Genomic DNA, 19,547 nt, shown 5'->3' with positions numbered 1-19,547 from the left:
GCGTTCTTTCTGGCGGCGCGGTAGTGAGTAGCCGGGCTACTGATTCTGCGGGAAACCGAGGTTCAGGCCGCCGTGGCTGGGGTCGAGCCAGCGGGTGGTGATGCCTTGGCGCGGGTGAAGAAGTGAACGCCTTCGGTGCCGTGGGCGTGGGTGTCGCCGAACAGTGAGGCCTTCCAGCCGCCGAAGCTGTAGTAGGCCATGGGGACCGGGATCGGCACGTTGATGCCGACCATGCCGACCTCGACCTCGTTCTGGAAACGCCGTGCCGCGCCACCGTCGTTGGTGAAGATGGCGGTGCCGTTGCCGTACCGATTCGAGTTGATCAGTTCCAGCGCTTTGTCGTAGAACTCGACGCGGACGACCGACAGGACGGGTCCGAAGATCTCGTCGGTGTAGATGGACATGTCGGGGGTGACGTTGTCGAACAGGGTCGGTCCCAGCCAGAAGCCGTCGGCCCCGCCGTCTGCTTCGACGTTACGGCCGTCGAGAACGATGGTGGCTCCGGCCTTTTCGCCGGCGTCGACGTAGGAGGCGACCTTGTCGCGGTGCGCATTGGTGACCAGCGGCCCCATGTCGGAGTTCTTGGTTCCGTCACCGGTCTTGATGGTGGTGGCGCGCTCGCTGATCTTGGCGACGAGTTCGTCGGCGATGTCGCCGACCGCGACCGCGACCGAGTGGCCATGCAGCGTTCACCGGGCGAGCCGAAGCCGGCGTTGACCATGACGTCGGCGGCCAGATCCAGGTCGGCGTCGGGCAGGATGATCGCGTGGTTCTTCGCGCCGCCCAACGCCTGCACGCGCTTGCCCGCGGCGTAGACGTATTCGGCGATCGGGGTGGAGCCGACGAAGCTGATGGACTTGATGGCCTTGTTGGTGAGCAGTTCGTCGACGGCGGTTTTGTCGCCCTGCAGGACGTTGAAGACGCCGTCGGGCAGGCCGGCTTCGTTCCACAGTTCGGCGAGCCAGATGGCGGCGGTGGGGTCTTTCTCCGACGGCTTGAGGACGACGGTGTTGCCGGCGGCGATGGCGACGGGGAAGAACCACATCGGCACCATGGCGGGGAAGTTGAACGGGGAGATGATGCCGACCGGTCCGAGGGGCTGGCGCACGGAGTGGACGTCGACCTTGGTGGAGGCGTTTTCGGTGCAGCCGCCCTTGATTAGGTGCGGGATGCCGCAGGCGAACTCGGCGAGAAGAGGCCAACCGACGGCGTATTCGATACCGATGGACATGCCCATCAACAGGCGAACGGCGAACAGTTGCATCGGACTGTCCAGGAACAACTGCGCTGCCGACACGGCGGCGAACAGACTGATGTCCCACATCAGCAGTGGCTTGCGGCCGAACCTGTCGGCGAGCCAGCCTCCGATCGGAGCACCGAACATGATGCCGAGTAGGGCCGAGGCGGCAGTCAACCCGATCCAGACCGTGGTCATCGGTTCGCGCGCGGTGACACCCGTCGTCAGAGTGATCGACCCGCCGTCCCGAACGTATGACAACCCATGACGGAGGACCTCGATCTGTGCGAGCGCCTTCGACTTGAACCCCGCAAGGAAGTCGTCTGAGGTCAGCTCGGTCACCGGCTTGAGGGCTACACCCCCGGCCGCGACGACGACAGCGTCCACCTCGCCGATTCGGGCGAAGAGGTCACCGATGGATTGGGCGGACTCGATATCGACGACGTGGTCCGCGGAACGTGCGAATGGCAAGCCTCATTGAGTTGGGGCTCGCCTGCGTGGTCATCGCGCCGAAGCAATGATCGGAGGGGGTGGTGACCGCCCGCCTGGATGAGACGGAACTGTTTTTCGAAGAATCGCTGGACCGCCATCGCCCGAGCCGGCGTAGATTTGAGCCCGGTATTGCCGGGGCGAGCGAGATCTGCCAAGTGTTCGCTGGCGACTCAGAGGGTTTGATTGGACATTGCCAACCCCGGAGGGCCTCACTGGCTCTGAAGAAGGATCTGTGGAGGCCGCCCGTGATCAAGGTACCCGCAGGTAGGGAGTGTCGAGCTGATCGAAGCCTGTTCAGCGTTGCGCATAAGACATCTCAATTGCCCCAGGCGTTCTGCTCAATTCGCCTACGCGCGCGAGATGTTCAAGATGCGCATGTACCTCCAGCACCGCGGTCATTGCGTGGACTGTGCCCAGTTCATGGAGCGCACGTGCGCGACGAGTCCATGTCATCTGCCGTGCAACGTCATACGCGGTTCGATTACCGGCAACGACGATGCCTCGAATCTCCTCGAGTCGGTCGCGGTGGTGGCCGAGCAATTCCCGTGCACGAGCATCGGCCATCTGTGTCACATCTCCGTGGGCGGGCAGCATGCGCAATCCCGATTGGTTGGCGAACGTGCCCAATGAGTTCAGGTACGAAGTCAGTGGGGACACCTCAGGCGCGCGTTCGAATCCGAGCGACGGGGTAATCCGGGGGAGAAGGTGATCTCCGGTGAACAGCAGCGATGTGTCAGTGAGTTCGTACACGACATGGCCGCGGGTGTGTCCAGGTGTCCAGTGCGCGCGAAGGGTTTGATTGCCACACGTGAATGTTGCGTCGTCGTTGACCCAATGGACCGGCGGCCCGAATGGCTGGTCGCGTTCGAAGTCCTCGAGTTCTAGCGTGTCGACGGCGTCGGCCAAGTCAGTCGCGCCACAGCGACGCAGCAACCGTGCCTGTTCAGGATGCGCGCCATCAGCCAGATCAAACGCGTCGATGGTGTGATGTTCTTCAACACCTAGATGAACCGGGATTCCATGGCGCTGTTGCCAATCGATCGCGCGAGTGTAGTGGTCCCAGTGGGCATGGGTCACGAAGATCTGCTCAACATCGGCGGGCGACGCGCCCAAGGCAGACAGCGCCTCGACGAGGACGACCTCGCTGGTCTCGTCACGCCACCCCGGGTCGATCAGGGTGATCCCGGCCTCGCCGACGATGGCGTAGCAATTGACGTTACGCAGGTCGGTCAAGGGGATAGGGAGCACTATGCGGAACACGGTGTCGCTGACCTGTTCGATCACATCTGTCACGCACTTCGTCATCAGGTACCTCTCGTGCTTGCCTCAACTCGGTATTTAATTTATGTTCAAATATAACAATACGTGCTAGACGATGGGAGTGGCAAATGGCAGGTGTGGAGAATCGGGTGGTCATCGTGACCGGAGCCGGTGGCGGGCTAGGAAAGGAGTACGCCAAACTGCTTGCCTCACAGGGCGCGAAAGTAGTGGTCAATGATCTCGGCGGCGCCCGGGACGGCTCCGGCGGCGGATCGGACATGGCTGATTCGGTGGTCGCCGAGATCAAGGAGGCCGGCGGCGAAGCGGTGGCCAACTATGAGTCGGTTGCCACGGCCGAGGGTGCCGTATCGATCGTGCGGACGGCTGTCGAGACATTCGGCGCGGTGCACGGGGTGGTGAGCAACGCCGGCATCCTGCGCGATACCTCGTTCGCCAAGATGACCGATGATCAGTGGGATGCGGTGCTGCAGGTACATCTGTACGGCGGGTACAACATCACGCACGCGGCCTGGCCGTACTTCCGCGAACAGAGTTTTGGTCGGATCGTGGTGGCCACGTCGACGTCGGGTTTGTACGGCAACTTCGGCCAGGCCAACTACGGTGCCGCCAAGCTCGGTCTGGTCGGCTTGGTCAACACCCTGGCCATCGAGGGAGCACGAAGCGGCATCACCGCGAATGCGGTTGCGCCACTGGCCGCTACCCGGATGACCGAGGACATTGCGCCGGCCGAGTTCCTCGCCACCCTGCCGCCGGCCTACGTCGCCCCGGTGGTCAACCACCTGATGTCCGAGCAGTGCACCGACACCGGTTCGGTCTTCATCGTGCGCGGCGGCAGCGTGCAGCGCGTGCAGCAATTCGCGAATGAAGGTGTCCGATTTGCCGAGCCGCCGACCCCGGAGGACGTCACCGCCTACTGGTCGGAGATCACCGACATGTCCGCTGCGGTGCCCGGGAAGAACCCGCTGGGTTGAGCGGGCGATCCGCGGATCCGAACCGGCCCGTCAACCGCAACTTCGATGCGGGTAACGGGCCGATTCGTGTAGCGGAGTTCGAATAGATTGAAGCGCAACAGCTTCGAACGTGGCGAGCTGGTGCAAATGGAAGGCGATCGAACAATGTCGATTGACGTTGGCGCCGATTCAGGACGGGGTCTGGCTCACCGACGTCGCGCTCGAGTGCGCGTAGAGTCGCCCGCGGGAGTCCCGCAGTTCACTGACGACCACGGTCAGACGTCGGCCGCGACGTGCGACCAGCGATTCCCAGTGATAGTCGGTTTCCGCATTCGACGTCGGTGACTTCATGATGTCGAGGGAGATGTCGAGGAGGAAATGATCGGTGTGGCCGTCGTGGTCGGATCGGGCGACCTGCTCCGCCACAGCCGCAGCGCCACTCAGGATCACACCGCCCTGTACAGTGTCGAGTCCATTGGTCATCCACTCGCGAGCCGCCACGGCGTGCTGAAGCGCTCAGGATCAGGATTCCCGGCACGACCGGTCGTGCCGAGTGATAGGTGTTCGAGCGGTTGAGCAGCAACCGATCCGATGGGGTGCAGTGCCGCTACCTGTGCCCGGCCGTTCGCGTGAGACCGGTTCCGAGCTCGCTGCACCCCTACCGAACGGCAGCTGGTCGTCGCGATAAGTTCACCGCCGGAGTCGACCTTACTTGTGGACATCACCGTATCGGTTTTGAGATCGATGTGCCGCGCGTATCCAGTGGAGGTCACCTCGGATTCGGCGTTCGCCCACGCAGCCATCGATACCGATAACCGCGACACCACTAACTCCAGGTCAGCGTCTTGCGTGCGAGGTAGGCCGCCGATCCGAGCGCAGCGTCGATCAACACACCAAGGGTCGGAATACCGATGCGGCCGTGGGAGTCTCGCTGCCACTGCGATACCTGCTGCTGGTAGGTCACCGCAGCGGGATCGTCGTCGACGAGTCGTACGCCCATGGCGAGCGACGCGGGGTACCCCCGAGTTCGACTCGGGGGTGTGATGGGTCGGCGCGCAGGTCGGTCATCGAACTCCTTGGTAGCACTGAAACCGTGCAGTGGTCACCGGGCCAGGTCGCGTCCGATGATCTCTTTCATCACTTCGGTGGTGCCGCCGTAAATGGTCTGGATGCGGGTATCGATGTAGGCCTTGCCGACCGCATACTCCCGCATGTAGCCGTATCCACCGTGCAACTGCAGACAGCGGTCGATGACGCGTTTCTGGAGTTCGCTGATGTACCACTTGCCTTTCGCCGCGTCGACCGGGGTGAGCTTGCCGGCGTTGTAGGCGAGCACACTGCGGTCGACGTAGGCTTCGGCGACATCGATTTCGGTTGCCAGTTCGGCCAATTCGAATCGGGTGTGCTGAAAGTCGATCAGCCGCTGATCGAACATGGCGCGCTCTTTGCAGTAGTCGACCGTCATGTCGTAGATGGCACGCGTTGTCGCCATGGCCTTGGCCGACACCCCGAGCCGCTCTCGAGGCAGGTGACTCATCAAATACGGCAACCCCTTTCCAGCCTCGCGCAGCAGGTTCGCGGCCGGCACGCGGGCGTTGTCGAAGAACAACTCCGCGGTGTCCTGCGCCGGGAGACCTATCTTGTCGAGCTTACGGCCACGATCGAATCCCGGGGTGTCTCGTTCGACCACGAACAGGCTGAAGCCGCGTGATCCTGCCGTCGGATCGGTGCGGGCCGCGACGACGACCAGATCGGCCATGATACCGCTGGAGATGAATGTCTTCTGGCCGTTCAGGATCCAATGATTGCCGTCGAGTGTGGCGGTGGTCCTGATGCCCCGCAGGTCGCTACCCGCGCCCGGCTCGGTCATCGCGAGCGCGCCGATGATCTCGCCGGCCGCAAATCCGGGCAGCCACCGCTGCTTCTGCTCGTCGTTGGTGAGGTCGAGAAGATAGTGTAGGACGAGGTCGTCCTGCAGGCTGACGGTCAGCCCGAACGACAACGCGTTGATGCGCGCGATCTCTTCACAGACGACCATGCGGTAGCGGTAGTCGTTTTCTCCCGACCCGCCGTACCGTTCAGGGATATGGAGGCCATAGAGGCCGGTCTTCGCCGCATGGGCGAAGACCGAGCGGTCGATCCACTTGTCGTCGTCCCACTGGTCCTGAAACGGCACCACCTCGCGAGCGAGGAAGTCACGCACCGATTCCCGGTAGTGCTCGTGATCGGCCTCGTAAAGCCCACGGTCCATCCGTCAGAGCCTTTCGATGATCGTGACGTTGGCCTGGCCGCCGCCCTCGCACATCGTCTGCAACCCGTAGCGCCCGTTGGTGCGTTCGAGCTCGTGCAGCAGCGAGGTCATCAGACGGGTACCGGTGGCCCCGATCGGATGCCCTAGGGCGATGGCACCGCCGTTGATGTTGACCTTGGCCGGATCGGCGCCGGTCTCGGCCAGCCACGACAGCACCACCGGCGCGAAGGCTTCGTTGATCTCGACGGCGTCGATGTCGTCGATGGACAGTCCGGTGCGCTTGAGTGCGTGCTGGGTGGCCGGGATCGGGGCGGTCAGCATCATCACCGGGTCGGCGCCGCGTACCGAGATGTGGTGGATGCGGGCGCGGGGGGTGAAGCCGTAGCGCGCGACGGCATCTTGGGAGGCGATGAGCAGCGCGGCGGCGCCGTCGGAGATCTGGCTGGCGACCGCTGCGGTGAGTTTGCCGCCCTCGGTCAGGTTCTTGAGTGTCGCCATCTTCTCCAGTGTGGTGTCCGCGCGGGGACCTTCATCGGTCGTGACGCCGGCGAACTCGGTGATCTCGCGCTCGAAGCGGCCTTCGTCGATGGCGCGCAGCGCGCGTTGGTGGCTTTCGAACGCGAAGCGCTCGTTGTCTTCCCGGGTCAGGTTCCAGTGATCGGCGATCATCTCCGCACCGCGGAACTGGGAGATCTCCTCATCGCCGTAACGGGCCTGCCACCCGTCGCAGCCGGTCCAGGGGTCGGTGGAGCCGAAGGGCTCACCGGCGCCGAAGGCGGACAGGATGGGGAATTGGCTCATCTTCTGGACGCCGCCGGCGATGATGATGTCCGAGGTGCCGCTCATGACGCCCTGTGCGGCGAAATGTACTGCCTGCTGCGCGGATCCGCATTGGCGGTCGATGGTCACGCCGGGCACGCTCTCGGGCAGTCCGGCGGCGAGTGTGGCGGTGCGGGCGATGTCGCCGGCCTGCGATCCGATGTTGTCGAGACATCCGAGGATCACGTCGTCGATTTCGGCGGGATCGAATTCCTGGCGGCCGACGACGGTCTTGATGACGTGGGCGGCCATGTCGGCCGGATGGGATTGAGCAAAGCCGCCGCCGCGCTTACCGACGGCAGTTCGAACAGCGTCAACGATGTAGGCCTCGGGCATGGGGTATCTCCTTGGATTCAGGTACTCGGATTAATTTAACATAGACTCAAAATGCTTGCATAAGCGTCAGCACCGGCCACGCAGCCCGTCGCCGATCAGCGAACACGCTGTGGCCGCCAATTCGTCCACCAACTGGCCGGGCTGCCACCACTCTGTCGCCCAGTTCAATGCTCCGACGACCAGCATGCGCGCGACGGAGAGATCGAGATCATCATCGACCTCGCCCGCCCCGCGGCCGTCCCGTAGGAGCCGGCGCCACACGTCGTGGTACGCCTCGCTCTCCGCGTGCATTTCGGCGCGGATTGGCTCGGGAACGTGGCCGGCGTTGCGAGTGACCGCCTTGGCGAAGTCGGAGAGCTCCAACTGGATTCGGAGATGGGCGAGCACGGCCGCTGATAGTCGTTCCGGCCACGGTGCGGACGACGTTGACACCAAGGCATTCTGCACGTGTTCACGGACACGCTGCTGGCCGACCCGCAGGGTCGCGGCCACGAGGTCATCACGGGAACTGAAGTGATAGTAGATCGCCGGACTGCGCACTCCCGCTAGGTCGGCGATCTCATCGAGTCGGGTCTGGCCGTATCCCTTCTCGGCGAGAACCGTTGCCGCACTGTGTAATATTCGCTCTTTGGTGTCGCGCGATCGTCGCGGTTTCGGCGGGTTCGCGGTTTCGCGCGTGGTGGAGGAGGTGGTCACCAAAGTCACGGCATCGTGTATCCGCCGCTGACCGAGATCAGCTGCCCGGTGACCTGGCGCGCGGCGGCATCGGAACTGAGCCAGACGACGGCGTTCGCGACGTCCTCGGCGAGGGTGAGCCGGCCCATCGGGGTGTCTTTGAGAAGGTAGTCGATCTGATTCTCGTTGAACACCGCGTCATTGCCGCCGGACCACAGGCTCCCAATGCCCACGGCGTCGGGGCTCTCCGGGACGACCAGACCGGGACAGACGATGTTCGACCGGATTCCGTGGCGGCCGTGTTCACGCGCGGTCGTGCGTGCCAATGCGATCACCGCCGCCTTGGTCGCGCCGTACACACCTTGCCGAATCTGGCCGAAGGCGGCTTCGCTGGCCACGAAGACGACCGAGCCCCCCGACGTGTCACTGGACCGCATCGCGTCGATGGACGCCCGTGTGACCTCGATCGCCGCGAACAGGTTGATGTCGACGAGCTTGCGCCACCGGTCACGGTCGCGGTCGCGTGCCAGGAACTCGCCGATGCTCCAGCCGGCGTTGTTGACAACGGCGTCCAGGCCGCCGAACGCGTTGACCGCGGTGGCCACCACGTCCTCCCCGGCACCTTCCTCGGTCAGGTCGCGAGTCGCAACGACGACCTCCGCGGCACCGAGTTCGAGCGCTTCATGTTCCACTCGTTTGGCCTGGTCTTCATCGATGTCGCAGAGCGCGATCCGGGCCTGCTCGGCCGCAAATGCATGGACAATGCCGCGGCCGATATTGGATGCGCCGCCGGTGATGAGTACCCGCGCATTCTGAAGCTCGAGGTTCATGTCGTACCAATCTCGCCCGTTGACTTCGGACTTTGTTTAATCTAGCTTCAATTCAGTAAGTCGTCCAGTGGCGGGAGATTGCACAGATGCAGGTGTTCAAGGTCGGCGCTTCCGTCGCAGCGGCGGGGGTGAGGTAGGCGTTATGAGTGTTGTTTCGACCTCGATTGGCAGGGGTATTGCACGAATCTCGCTCGACCGTGCCGATCAGATGAACGCGATCACCGTCGATTTGGGGGATGCGCTGCACCAGGCGATCATCACGATCGGCGGCCGAGACGACGTCACGGTGATCGCGATCCGAGGCAGTGGCGGCAATTTCTGTGCAGGTGGAGACTTTGCGGAGGTCGAACGTCTGCGAGCGGAGGGGCCCGATGCGCTTCGGACGCTGTTCGTGAATTTCTCGGCGGCCTGTCGCGCGATCGCCGACTGTCCTGTCCCGGTGGTGGCCTGCGTCGAGGGCGTCGCGATGGCGGGTGGATTCGAATTGATGCAAGCCGCCGACATCGTCCTGGTACGTGACGATGCCCGCATCGCCGACAATCACATCCGGTTCGGCCAGATTCCCGGCGGTGGTAGCAGTCAACGACTCGCGCGCCTCGTCGGCCGCCAGCAAGCGCTCGGCTTCCTGCTCAGCGGAGACCGCCTGTCAGGCAGAGATGCACAACGACTCGGACTCGCGTATGCGAGTTGGCCGGTGGAGACCTTCGACGGCGAGGTCGATCGATTTCTCAACACTCTTGCCGGGCGACGACGAGACGCGGTCATCGGTATCAAAAAGCTTGTCTACGAGACACTCTCGACAAGCATCGACCACGAACTCGATCACGGTCTCGACCGTGAGATCGACGCCGTCGTCGACCACATCAGCAGCGACGCCGGACGAGATGGCGTCGACGCATTCAGCGGACGGAGATAGCCACCACAATGACTTCACTTACTACGACCGAAAGGCAAACAGCTCCTGTGCTGTGCGAGATCGCTGATGGCATCGGCTGGATTCGCCTCAATCGGCCCGAGGCGGCCAACGGCATGGACGTCGACCTGCTGCGGGCGCTCAACGACGCCATTCTGACCTGTCACGGATCGCCCGATGTGCGCGTCGTGGTCCTCACCGGCGAGGGCAAGAACTTCTGTGCGGGAGGCGATGTCAAGACGTTCGCCGCCAAGGGGGAAGCATTGCCCGACTATCTGCGCGAGGCCACTGCCTGGCTGCAGATCGCAACCGCGTCCCTGCTGCGACTCAAGACCCCGGTGATCGCCGGCATCCACGGATTCGCCGCAGGCGGTGGGGGATTGGGGCTCATCTGCGCATCCGACATCGTCATCGCCGCACGATCGGCCAAGTTCTTCTCCGGCGCGGCGCGCGTCGGCATGGCCCCCGATGGCGGTGCGACAGTGACCCTGGCCCAGTTGGTCGGATTGCGTAAGGCTCTCGAGATCCTGCTGCTCAATCCGACCCTCACCGCGTCCGACGCTCTGGATATCGGACTCGTCAGTGAGGTCGTCGACGACGACACTCTGACCGACCGGATCGGCGAACTGGCACGTCAGCTCGCCGACATGGCACCGCTGGCCGTGGCTGCGACCAAGCGACTGGTGTGGGATGGTATTGGCTCGCCGATCGAGGCCCGACTCGGTGAGGAGGCGCGCGTCGTCTCCGAGCTGTCCGGGACCGCAGACTCCCGTGAGGGACTGGCCGCGGTCATCGAACGCCGCGCGCCGAAGTTCATCGGCTCATGACCTCAACGCAGACGGTGCCGACGGTGCTGAGCCAGGACCACGGGGCAGTCCGAGTGGTCACACTCAACCGCCCCGAGCGCCGCAACGCGATTGACATCCCGCTGCGTATCGAATTGGCGGAGATCCTTGAAGACGCTGACGCGAGTTCTTCGGTGCGCGCCATCGTGCTCACTGGCGCCGGCGCGGTGTTCTGTGCAGGCGGGGACATCTCGACCATGAAGCGGATGCCGCCCGAACAGGCGCGTCCGCGGGCTGAGGCCGCGCAGCGGGTGATCCGGGCCATGTGGGCCACCTCCAAGCCGGTGGTGGCCGCGGTCGAGGGCGCCGTTTATGGCGCCGGCGCCTCGTTGGCCCTGGCGTGCGATCGGATCGTCGCCGGCGACACGACACGAGTGTCCACGGCGTTCACCGGTGTCGGTCTCGCCGGCGACATGGGGATCTTCGCCAGCCTGCCCGCTCGGGTCGGTCCGGCCCGAGCTCGTCAACTGTTGCTGATGCCGCGCCCGGTCGATGCCGCCGAAGCCCTCGCGATGGGACTCATCGATCACGTCGTGCCTGCCGGAACCGCGCTCTCAGCCGCACTGGAGGATGCCCACACGCTGGCCGCAGGTCCGCTCGAGGCCTACGGCGTCATCAAATCGATGCTGGCCGACCCGCAGCCCCAGACGCCGGAAGAACTCGACCTCGAGATCGCGCATCAGATCCGACTCTTCGACAGCGACGACTTCGCCGAAGGCGTCGCCGCATTCACCGAGAAGCGCCCCGCGCGCTTCGGCCACGCCCCGTGATTCAGCCCCGCACCACCGAGGAGCCCTGCATGACCACATCCCAGATCACCCAACCGCCCCTCACAGAGTCGTATCTTCCCGCGGATACGTCCGTGCCACTCGAAGAGATCACCGTCGGTGGACTTCTGCAGCGTCGAGCAGCCGAACATCCCGAGCGGACCGCGCTCGTCGGAAACCGGCACGGCACCGGCGCACCTGCTCGACTCACCTACGCCGAACTCCTCGATGAGGCTTCGCGAGTCGCCACCGGACTCGCGCGGCTGGCGCGGCCAGGCGACCTCGTCGCGTTCTGGGCGCCGAATGTCGTCGAGTGGCCGATCATCGAGTATGGCGCCGCCCTCGCCGGTGTCACCTTGGTCGCGCTCAACCCGGTGTTACGCCTCCATGAACTGGACTATGCCATCCGCCATTCCGGCAGTTCGGTGCTGCTGCATGCAGATACGAGTCGCGACTACAACCTGACCGAGGTCGTCTCTCAGTTGCGTGAGATACACCCCGAGCTGACCACCGTCAGCCTGTCCGACACCGAACAGTGGAAGCCATCGCGAGCCGATGCCGCGGTCATCGCGGCAGCACCCACCGACCCCGACGCCCCGGTCATGCTGCAGTACACCTCCGGTACCACCGGCAACCCGAAAGGTGTGCTGCTGCGCCATCGTTCGCTGGTGAACGTCGCCAAGCTGACGATGGAGGCCGTTGGCGCGCAACCGGGTGCGGTCGGGGTCAACCCACTGCCGATGTTCCACACCGCGGCCTGTGTCATCGGCACGCTGGGCCCATTGTGGTTGGGCGGTACCGAAATCCTCATCGAACAGTTCGCGCCCGCGCCGGTCCTCCAGGTCTTGCGCGACGAACAGGCCGACATCCTGTTCTATGTGCCGGCGATTCTCGGGGCGCTGCTGCAGGTGCAGGCCGCCTACGACAAGCCCGCCCCGGAGCTCGATGTGGTGATGGGCGGTGCCGCCAACGTGCCAGCGCCGATGATCGAGAGCGCCGAGGAGATTTTCGGCGCCACCGTCATCAACCTGTTCGGACAGACTGAGCTTGCCCCCGTCCTCACCGCTACCCGCCCGGACGACTCCCGGGTCGACCAGCTCCATACGGTCGGTCATCCACTGCCCCAGGTGGATTGCAAGATCATCGATCCCGTCACCGGTGATGTGGTACCGATCGGCGTCTCGGGGGAGATCTGTGCTCGCGGTTACCAACAACTCATCGAGTATCTGCACGACCCGGACGCCACCGCGTCGACTGTCGACCGTGACGGGTTCGTCCATATGGGTGACCTCGGCAGTATGGACGAGCGGGGCTATCTGACCGTCACCGGACGGCTCAAAGAGCTCATCATCCGGGGCGGCGAGAACATCTCACCCACCGCCGTCGAGAATGCGCTGCTCGACCATCCGGACATCATGTCGGCCACCGTCGTCGGCGTCCCCGACGACCGGTGGGGCGAAATCGTCGCGGCCGTACTCATCCTGAACGGTCCGGCGTCCGATGACCTGGCGACCGAGCTTATCGAGCATGCACGCCAGCGTCTTTCACCGTTCATGGTGCCGACGCGGTGGTTTCTCGCCGACGAGTTCCCGATCACCCCGACCGGCAAAATCCGTAAGTTCGCCATTCGCGATCAGATCACCAACGCCCAGCTACGCGACATCACCCCGGAGACGAAATGAAGACCATCGACGAACGCCGCAGCGCACTGCGCGACCGGTTCCCGACCTGGACACCACGGACACTCGACGGATTCCTCGACGACTGCGCCACCGAGCACGGTGACCGGTCGCTGGTGATCACCGACGACACAACTCTGACCTACCGTGAGGTGGCCGAGCAGGCTCGCATCCTGGCCGATGGCCTGGTGGCACTCGGCGTCAAACCTGGTGACCGGGTGGGCATGCTCATGGCCAATTATCCGGAGTTCGTACCGTTCAAGTTCGCCATTGCCCGTGCCGGCGCGATCGCCATCCCGTTCAACTTCCTCTACCGCACCGAGGAACTCGGCTATGTGCTGCAACAGTCGGAGTGTTCAGTCCTGCTGACGATGACGGGATTCGCGAACCTCGACCACCTCGGCATGCTCGACACGCTGACACCAGGCTGGGAGACCACGCCGTCGATCGGCGTGTTGCGCCAGGTGATCACGCTCTCCACCGACGGGCGTTCCCGCGCCGGCGCGATGACCTACTCGGCACTGTCCGAACTCGGCCGCGCTCACGCGGGTGCATCCGCGCATGCCGAGCACACACCCACCGACATCGGTGACATGCTCTACACCTCGGGAAGTACTGGCTCACCGAAAGGCGTTGTCGTCACCCATGATGCCGTGCTGCGCACCGGCTATGCCTCGGCGTTGACCCGCGCCTACGACGACGGCAGGCGAATCCTGTTCTCGCTGCCGTGCTATCACATGTTCGGCTATGTCGAAGGCATCCTATCGGCGATGATGGTCGGCGGGGCCGTCATCCTACAGACCACCTTCTCCGCCGAGGGATACCTCGCCGGCATCGAACGCCACCGCGCCGACGACATTCTCTGTGTCCCGACGATGGCGGTCGCCATGGTCGAATGCCCCACCCGTGACAACTACGACCTGAGTTCACTGTCGGCTATCCTCTGCGGCTCTGCACCCGCCCCGATCTGGTTGTGGGAGAAAGTCGAAGAGCTCTTCGGGGTGAGCGAGATCGTCACCGGTTATGGCATGACCGAATGCGGCGGCGCGATGACTCTCACCCGACCCGAAGATGACCATGTCCTCACCTCCACCACCGCCGGACGACCCAAAGCCGCCGGCAGCGCCAGTGTGGCCGGCACCGACGACCTCTGCGTGTACTCCACGGTTGACCCGCTGACCAAAGAGCCATTGCCCGCAGGTGAGACCGGTGAACTCGTATCGCACGGGCCGACCACGATGCTCGGTTACTGGAACAAACCCGACGAGACCGCCACGGCGCTCAACGACGACGGGATCCTGTTCTCGGGTGATCTCGGACGCGTCCGGCCCGATGGATACCTCGAGGTCACCGGACGCAGCAAAGAGCTCTACAAGAGCGGCGGCGAACTCGTCATGCCCAAGGAGGTCGAAGATCTCGTCGCACGCATGGACGCCGTGAGCCAGGCCTTCGCCATCGGCGTGATGGATGATCGATGGGGTGAAATCGGTTGCCTGGTCATCGTTCCGGCGCCGGGCGAGAAGATCAGCGAAGAAGCGATCCTCGCACACTGCAAACAGCATCTCGCGCGATTCAAGGTACCCAAACGCGTGGTCTTCCTCGATCCCGACCAACTTCCCACGACACCGACCGGAAAGATCCAGAAATTCCGCCTCGTCGACCTGGTGTCGAAATCCGCCTGAGTATATTAATCTAATTGCAATTAAATGACAGAAGGGATTGGACATGACTGCGGTCGTCCCCGATGCGAGCGCCGACAGCCCCGTGGCGCACCTGATCCGACCCGAACAGGTGCACGGCTCGCTTTACACCAATTCGGCGATCTTCGCCGAAGAGTTGAAGAGAATCTGGTTCACCACCTGGGTATTCGTCGGCCACGAGAGCGAAGTGCCCGAGCCCAACGACTACGTGCGCAAGAAGCTCGCCACGCAGGACGTGCTGATGACCCGTGATCGTGACGGTCAGGTGCACCTGTTGCTCAATCGCTGCGCACATCGCGGTCTGCAGGTCTGTGACGACGCACAGGGCAACTCCAGCTCCTTCCGCTGCCCCTATCACGGCTGGACCTACCGCAATTCCGGTGAGCTGCTGGGCTATCCGTACAACAAGGGATACGGCGGCAAGAAACTCCTCAAGCTGGGCATGGGCAAGGTGCCGCGCGTCGCGAGCTATCGGGGATTCGTCTTCGGGTCGATGGCCGAGGACGGGCCGTCGCTCGAAGAGCACCTCGGTGCCGCCGCTGGCGAGATCGACCGACTGGCAGGACTGTCACCGGACGGCGAGGTCGCCCTCGACGCCGGTTGGCTGGCGCACTTGACTCGCGCGAACTGGAAGTTCCTGGCCGAGAACGAAACCGATGGATATCACCCGCAATTCGTGCACGGCTCGATCTTCGGAGTGACCGGCAGCCCGATCGGTGCGCTCTACCGTGACGCGTCCACGGCGGTTACCCGCGCCCTGGGCAACGGCCACAGTGAAAACGATCTGCGACCGGAGTTCCGTGGCTTCGCCGAACCGATGCGCTGGTTCGGGACCACGCCGGACCGCGTGCCGAAGTACGTGTCGGCCATGCGCGATGCCTACGGGGACGACGCCGAACGGCGCATGATCGAGGGCGCCCCGCATGTGATGATCTTCCCCAACTTGTTCATCGCCGAGATCCAGGTGTTCAACATTCAGCCGATCGCGGTGGGGGAGTGCATCCAGTACGCCACGGCCGTACAGCTGCGCGGCGGCGAAGAACTCAACCGCCGCATGATCTCCCAGTCGATCGGCTCGGTCGGACCGGCCGGCATGTTGCTCGCCGACGACACCGAGATGTACGAGCGCAATCAGTGTGGTGTCGAGATGCTCGACCCGGAATGGCTCGATGTACGGAGGGGCCTCGTGCGCGAAGGCGTCGACGAGAACGGCTTCACCATCGGTGCGGCCACCGACGAAACCGGGATGCGCGGATTCTGGAAGCACTACCGGACCTTGATGGAGGCCTGACATGACCACTGCAGCCCAAAAATCATCCACTGCAGCACCATTGGGTCCGGTTCCGACGGGTTGGTCCTACAGTGAAGTCGCCCAGTTCCTGTACCGGGAAGCCCGTCTGGCCGACGAGAACGACTACGACAACTGGGAAGCCCTCTGGACCGACGACGCGCTCTACTGGGTGCCGTCCGGCGGAGCCGACGTCGATCCGCAGACACACGTCGCGGTCATCTACGACAACCGCAATCGCATCTCGACGCGCATGAAGCAGGTCAAGACCGGCAAACGCTACGCACAGGCACCGCCGTCGGACCTGCGACGCATCATCGGCAATATCGAACTCCTCGGTGGCCGGGAAAACCCCTCCGGAGGTGTAGATCTCGAGGTCGGTGCGAACTTCCTGGCGTACGAGTCCCGACAGCGCGAGAACCAACTGTGGGGTGGCCGCACCACCTATCGACTGCGCCATATCGACGAAGAGATCCGCCTGGTGTACAAGAAGGTCGTTCTGGTGGACAACGAGAAGCCCATCCCGACCATGGCATTCCTCATCTGAGGCGGTGGCGATATGGGTATTGAGATGAATGATCGAGGTCCGTTCGACGTGCCGGGCGTTGGTCCGGTCGTCGGCAGCGAGTTCGCGGAGGTGTCGGTCAATGTCGACACTCACGGCAATTCCACCCGGCTGCGTCTGGAGGATCTTCGCACCGGTCGTGTCCGGTACCTCGATCCTCTCGAACTGGAAACCATCATCTGGCTCGACGAAGGTCACCTGACCGAATTACTGGATCCGTCCGCCGACCGCTGGCGTGATCGGAGTTGATTGGCAAGGAGAAACGCCCGACATGACCAACGCGATTCTGGGCTACGCCACCTATGTCCCGGGATGGCGGGTCGATCCACGCGGGCGGGGCAACGCCGACCGCATTGTCGCCTCGTATGACGAAGACGCCGTGACCATGGCAGTCGCTGCCGCCGGCGCAGTCCTCGACAGGTCCGAGTCGATGGCGAGTAGGGTGCGGGAGTTGGCCTTCGTGACCAGCTCCCCGCCGTATCTCGACAAGACCAATGCAACCACCGTGCACGCCGCACTAGGTCTGGATCGCGTCGCTGCCGCCTACGACACGATCGGCACCGGCCGATCGACCGTCGCGGGCATTCGGAGGGCGTTGAGCGGTGGCGAGACCCTCATCACGGCGGCTGATGTGCGCACCGGGCGTCCCGGCTCCGCGGACGAGCGCAGCGGCTCCGATGCTGCGGCCGCGGTGCTGATCGGTGACCCGCGCGGCAGCTCTCCGGCCATCGCGGAGGTACTCGCATACGCATCGGTGACCGAAGAGTTTCTCGATCGGTGGCGCCCGGCGACCGCACCCTATGGTCAGACCTGGGAGGAACGCTTCGGATTCGAGCGATACGCGCCGCTCATCCGGGAAGCGGTCGCGACTGCCCTCGACGATGCCGGAGTGACCGAGGCCGATCACGTCGTGCTCACGTGCCCGAACACCGCAGTGACCAAACGCGCGGCGACGCTGGTCAAGGGCACCACGTCGACGCAGGGATCACCGATCGGTTTCGCCGGTGCAGCGGACCCGCTTCTGGGTCTGGCGGCCATTCTCGACACCGCTGCGCCGGACGAGACGATCGTGCTGATCTCCGCGGTCGACGGAGCCGACGCCATCGTCCTGCGCACCACCGATGCGCTCGTCGAGGGCCGGCAGGCCGCGCCGATCGCCTCGACCGTCGGTGCCGGGCGCACCGTGAGCTACCCAACCTATTTGTCGTGGCGCGGGCTGCTCGACGTCGAGCCCCCACGACGACCCGAACCCGACGTCCCGGCGGCATCGCCGTCGTCCCGGGCGGCGGGTTGGAAGTTCGGGCTCAACGGAAGTCGCTGTACTGCTTGTGGATTCACTCATCTTCCGCCTATGCGGGTGTGCCGGTCCTGCGGTGCGGTCGACGATATGACCGTCGTACCCTTGGCCGGATCGCACGGGCGTATCGCCACCTACACCGTGGACCGGTTGGCCTACTCGCCGTCACCGCCGGTGGTGGATGTGGTCGTGGACTTTGCCGGCGGCGGCCGGACCACCTTCGAGGTTGCCGACGCGCGCGAGGATCTCCTCGCTGTCGGCGTCGAGGTCGATCTCGTCTTCCGCTGCCTGTTCACCGCCGGTGGAGTGCGCAACTACTTCTGGAAAGCGCGACAGCGCGTTGACATCACGATCGAGGACAAGTCATGACCAGCGCCGGAATCGCCAACAAGGTCGCCATCGTCGCGATGGGCTGCACACAGTTCGGTGAGCTGTGGACATCCTCGACCGAGGACATGCTGATCAGCGCGGTGGGTGAGGCCCTGTCGAGTGCTGATGTGCCACTGGCCGATATCGATGCGTTCTGGCTCGGTACCCTCGGTTCCGGGCAGTCGGGGCTCACGCTCAGCCGCGCACTCGGTATCGACTACAAACCGGTGACCCGCGTCGAAAACTACTGTGCGACCGGTTCAGAGGCATTTCGGAACGCTTGCTATGCGGTGGCGTCCGGCGCGTATGACCGGGTGATGGCGGTCGGTGTTGAAAAGCTGAAGGACTCCGGTTTCTCCGGTCTCTTGCGTGCCGATCCGCCCGGTGATGGCACTGCGCCCGAACAATCGGTCACAGCGCCGGCCGCGTTCTCGTTGCTCGACCCCGCATACTGCGCGAAATACGGGGTCGATCCGGCCGAGATGCGCGACGCGATGACCCACGTCGCGTGGAAGAACCACCGCAACGGGGCACGCAATCCGAAAGCTCAGTTCCGATCCGAGGTCGCCAAGGAAAAAATCGCCGCTGCTCCCACCGTGGCCGGCCGACTCGGCGTCTTCGACTGTTCGGGCGTCTCCGATGGCGCGGCATGCGCGATTATCGTCCGAGCCGAAGACGCGTACACCTACACCGACCGGCCGATCTTCGTCCAAGCGCTTGCGCTGGCCGCCGGACCCGGTCGAGGTGCTGTGGATCCCGCCTATGACTTCACTACCTTCCCCGAGGTGGTGCGTTCCGCGGCGGATGCCTATCACCAGGCCGGCATCACCGATCCCAGCACGCAGATATCCTTCGCCGAGGTCCATGACTGCTTCACGCCCACCGAGCTGGTCCTCATGGAAGACCTCGGCTTCTCCGAACGAGGGCAAGCGTGGAAGGAATCCCTCGCCGGCGATTTCGATGCCGACGGCCGCCTCCCGGTCAACATCGACGGCGGACTCAAGTCGTTCGGACATCCGGTGGGCGCCAGTGGACTACGGATGCTCTATGAGGCGTGGCTGCAGCTGCGCGGCGACGCCGGGGAACGACAGCTCGCCGACCCGCACACCGTGCTCACCCACAATCTCGGCGGGCGGCCGGGAGCCTGCGTGTCGTTCGTGTCCGTGGTCGGGACAGACCGGACGCGGTGACCCAACAAGCTCTCTGTCAAATCGACTCTTGCAATAGTTTCTATTTGAGGTTAAATTAAAAAC

At 64.1% G+C, this 19,547-nt stretch carries 18 protein-coding genes and 2 pseudogenes; 11 read left to right on the top strand and 9 right to left on the bottom strand.

What is annotated here, in order from left to right:
- Positions 1–36: 36 nt before the first annotated feature.
- The 3 genes and pseudogenes from mmsA to ACWDTI_RS10370 form a co-directional block, all read right to left on the bottom strand.
- Positions 37–1,192, bottom strand: a pseudogene (gene mmsA / locus ACWDTI_RS10380) (CoA-acylating methylmalonate-semialdehyde dehydrogenase); the annotation flags it as partial.
- A gap of 45 nt (positions 1,193–1,237) precedes the next feature.
- Positions 1,238–1,435, bottom strand: a pseudogene (locus ACWDTI_RS10375) (MFS transporter); the annotation flags it as partial.
- Positions 1,436–2,023: 588 nt separating this feature from the next.
- Positions 2,024–3,022, bottom strand: a complete 999-nt coding sequence (locus ACWDTI_RS10370; protein WP_449737984.1) for an MBL fold metallo-hydrolase — start codon at positions 3,020–3,022, stop codon at positions 2,024–2,026.
- A 95-nt stretch (positions 3,023–3,117) separates the two neighbouring features.
- Between ACWDTI_RS10370 and ACWDTI_RS10365 the strand changes: the two genes are divergently transcribed.
- Positions 3,118–3,981, top strand: a complete 864-nt coding sequence (locus ACWDTI_RS10365; protein WP_449737983.1) for an SDR family NAD(P)-dependent oxidoreductase — start codon at positions 3,118–3,120, stop codon at positions 3,979–3,981.
- 168 nt (positions 3,982–4,149) lie between these two features.
- On the opposite strand, the gene ACWDTI_RS10360 is transcribed toward ACWDTI_RS10365, so the two are convergent.
- The 6 genes from ACWDTI_RS10360 to ACWDTI_RS10335 all read right to left on the bottom strand — a co-directional run bounded on the left by ACWDTI_RS10360 (position 4,150) and on the right by ACWDTI_RS10335 (position 8,871).
- Positions 4,150–4,443, bottom strand: a complete 294-nt coding sequence (locus tag ACWDTI_RS10360) for a hypothetical protein (RefSeq protein WP_449737982.1) — start codon at positions 4,441–4,443, stop codon at positions 4,150–4,152.
- A gap of 343 nt (positions 4,444–4,786) precedes the next feature.
- Entirely contained in the window at positions 4,787–4,960 is a 174-nt protein-coding gene (locus tag ACWDTI_RS10355) for a hypothetical protein (protein WP_449737981.1), read from the bottom strand.
- 102 nt (positions 4,961–5,062) lie between these two features.
- Positions 5,063–6,211, bottom strand: coding sequence for an acyl-CoA dehydrogenase family protein (locus ACWDTI_RS10350; RefSeq protein WP_449737980.1), 1,149 nt, complete (start codon positions 6,209–6,211; stop codon positions 5,063–5,065).
- A 3-nt stretch (positions 6,212–6,214) separates the two neighbouring features.
- Positions 6,215–7,366, bottom strand: a complete 1,152-nt coding sequence (locus tag ACWDTI_RS10345) for an acetyl-CoA C-acetyltransferase (RefSeq protein WP_449737979.1) — start codon at positions 7,364–7,366, stop codon at positions 6,215–6,217.
- Positions 7,367–7,432: 66 nt separating this feature from the next.
- Complete coding sequence (locus ACWDTI_RS10340; protein ID WP_449737978.1) at positions 7,433–8,062, bottom strand: TetR/AcrR family transcriptional regulator; 630 nt, start codon at positions 8,060–8,062, stop codon at positions 7,433–7,435.
- 5 nt (positions 8,063–8,067) lie between these two features.
- Positions 8,068–8,871, bottom strand: coding sequence for an SDR family NAD(P)-dependent oxidoreductase (locus ACWDTI_RS10335; RefSeq protein ID WP_449737977.1), 804 nt, complete (start codon positions 8,869–8,871; stop codon positions 8,068–8,070).
- A gap of 142 nt (positions 8,872–9,013) precedes the next feature.
- On the opposite strand from ACWDTI_RS10335, the gene ACWDTI_RS10330 reads away from it, so the two are divergent.
- Genes ACWDTI_RS10330 through ACWDTI_RS10285 form a run of 10 tightly spaced genes read left to right on the top strand, consistent with a single transcriptional unit; the run spans position 9,014 to position 19,484 of the window.
- Positions 9,014–9,787, top strand: a complete 774-nt coding sequence (locus tag ACWDTI_RS10330) for an enoyl-CoA hydratase/isomerase family protein (protein ID WP_449737976.1) — start codon at positions 9,014–9,016, stop codon at positions 9,785–9,787.
- Between the two features lie 8 nt (positions 9,788–9,795).
- Positions 9,796–10,611 (top strand): enoyl-CoA hydratase/isomerase family protein, encoded by an 816-nt coding sequence (locus ACWDTI_RS10325; RefSeq protein ID WP_449737975.1) that lies wholly within the window; start codon positions 9,796–9,798, stop codon positions 10,609–10,611.
- A complete protein-coding gene (locus ACWDTI_RS10320) occupies positions 10,608–11,399 on the top strand; it encodes an enoyl-CoA hydratase/isomerase family protein (RefSeq protein WP_449737974.1) in 792 nt (263 codons plus the stop codon). The genes ACWDTI_RS10325 and ACWDTI_RS10320 overlap by 4 nt, the downstream gene beginning before the upstream one ends.
- Before the next feature lie 29 nt (positions 11,400–11,428).
- Entirely contained in the window at positions 11,429–13,078 is a 1,650-nt protein-coding gene (locus ACWDTI_RS10315) for a class I adenylate-forming enzyme family protein (protein ID WP_449737973.1), read from the top strand.
- The gene (locus tag ACWDTI_RS10310) at positions 13,075–14,757 is read left to right on the top strand and encodes a class I adenylate-forming enzyme family protein (protein WP_449737972.1); all 1,683 of its coding nucleotides are present in this window, start codon (positions 13,075–13,077) and stop codon (positions 14,755–14,757) included. The genes ACWDTI_RS10315 and ACWDTI_RS10310 overlap by 4 nt, the downstream gene beginning before the upstream one ends.
- Before the next feature lie 43 nt (positions 14,758–14,800).
- Positions 14,801–16,066: an aromatic ring-hydroxylating oxygenase subunit alpha gene (locus ACWDTI_RS10305; protein ID WP_449737971.1), complete on the top strand. Its 1,266-nt coding sequence runs from the start codon at positions 14,801–14,803 to the stop codon at positions 16,064–16,066.
- 1 nt (position 16,067) lies between these two features.
- Positions 16,068–16,610, top strand: coding sequence for an aromatic-ring-hydroxylating dioxygenase subunit beta (locus ACWDTI_RS10300; RefSeq protein WP_449737970.1), 543 nt, complete (start codon positions 16,068–16,070; stop codon positions 16,608–16,610).
- 12 nt (positions 16,611–16,622) lie between these two features.
- Positions 16,623–16,877 carry a hypothetical protein gene (locus tag ACWDTI_RS10295; RefSeq protein WP_449737969.1) on the top strand — a complete coding sequence of 85 codons (255 nt, stop codon included), beginning with the start codon at positions 16,623–16,625 and terminating at the stop codon, positions 16,875–16,877.
- 22 nt (positions 16,878–16,899) lie between these two features.
- Positions 16,900–18,294, top strand: coding sequence for a hydroxymethylglutaryl-CoA synthase (locus tag ACWDTI_RS10290; RefSeq protein ID WP_449737968.1), 1,395 nt, complete (start codon positions 16,900–16,902; stop codon positions 18,292–18,294).
- Complete coding sequence (locus ACWDTI_RS10285; RefSeq protein WP_449737967.1) at positions 18,291–19,484, top strand: acetyl-CoA acetyltransferase; 1,194 nt, start codon at positions 18,291–18,293, stop codon at positions 19,482–19,484. The genes ACWDTI_RS10290 and ACWDTI_RS10285 overlap by 4 nt, the downstream gene beginning before the upstream one ends.
- Positions 19,485–19,547: the final 63 nt, after the last annotated feature.

It is taken from the genome of Gordonia sp. NPDC003424 (assembly GCF_053588655.1).
Note: the sequence above shows the minus strand (reverse complement) of the source record. Positions and strands in the feature narration are given on the sequence as shown.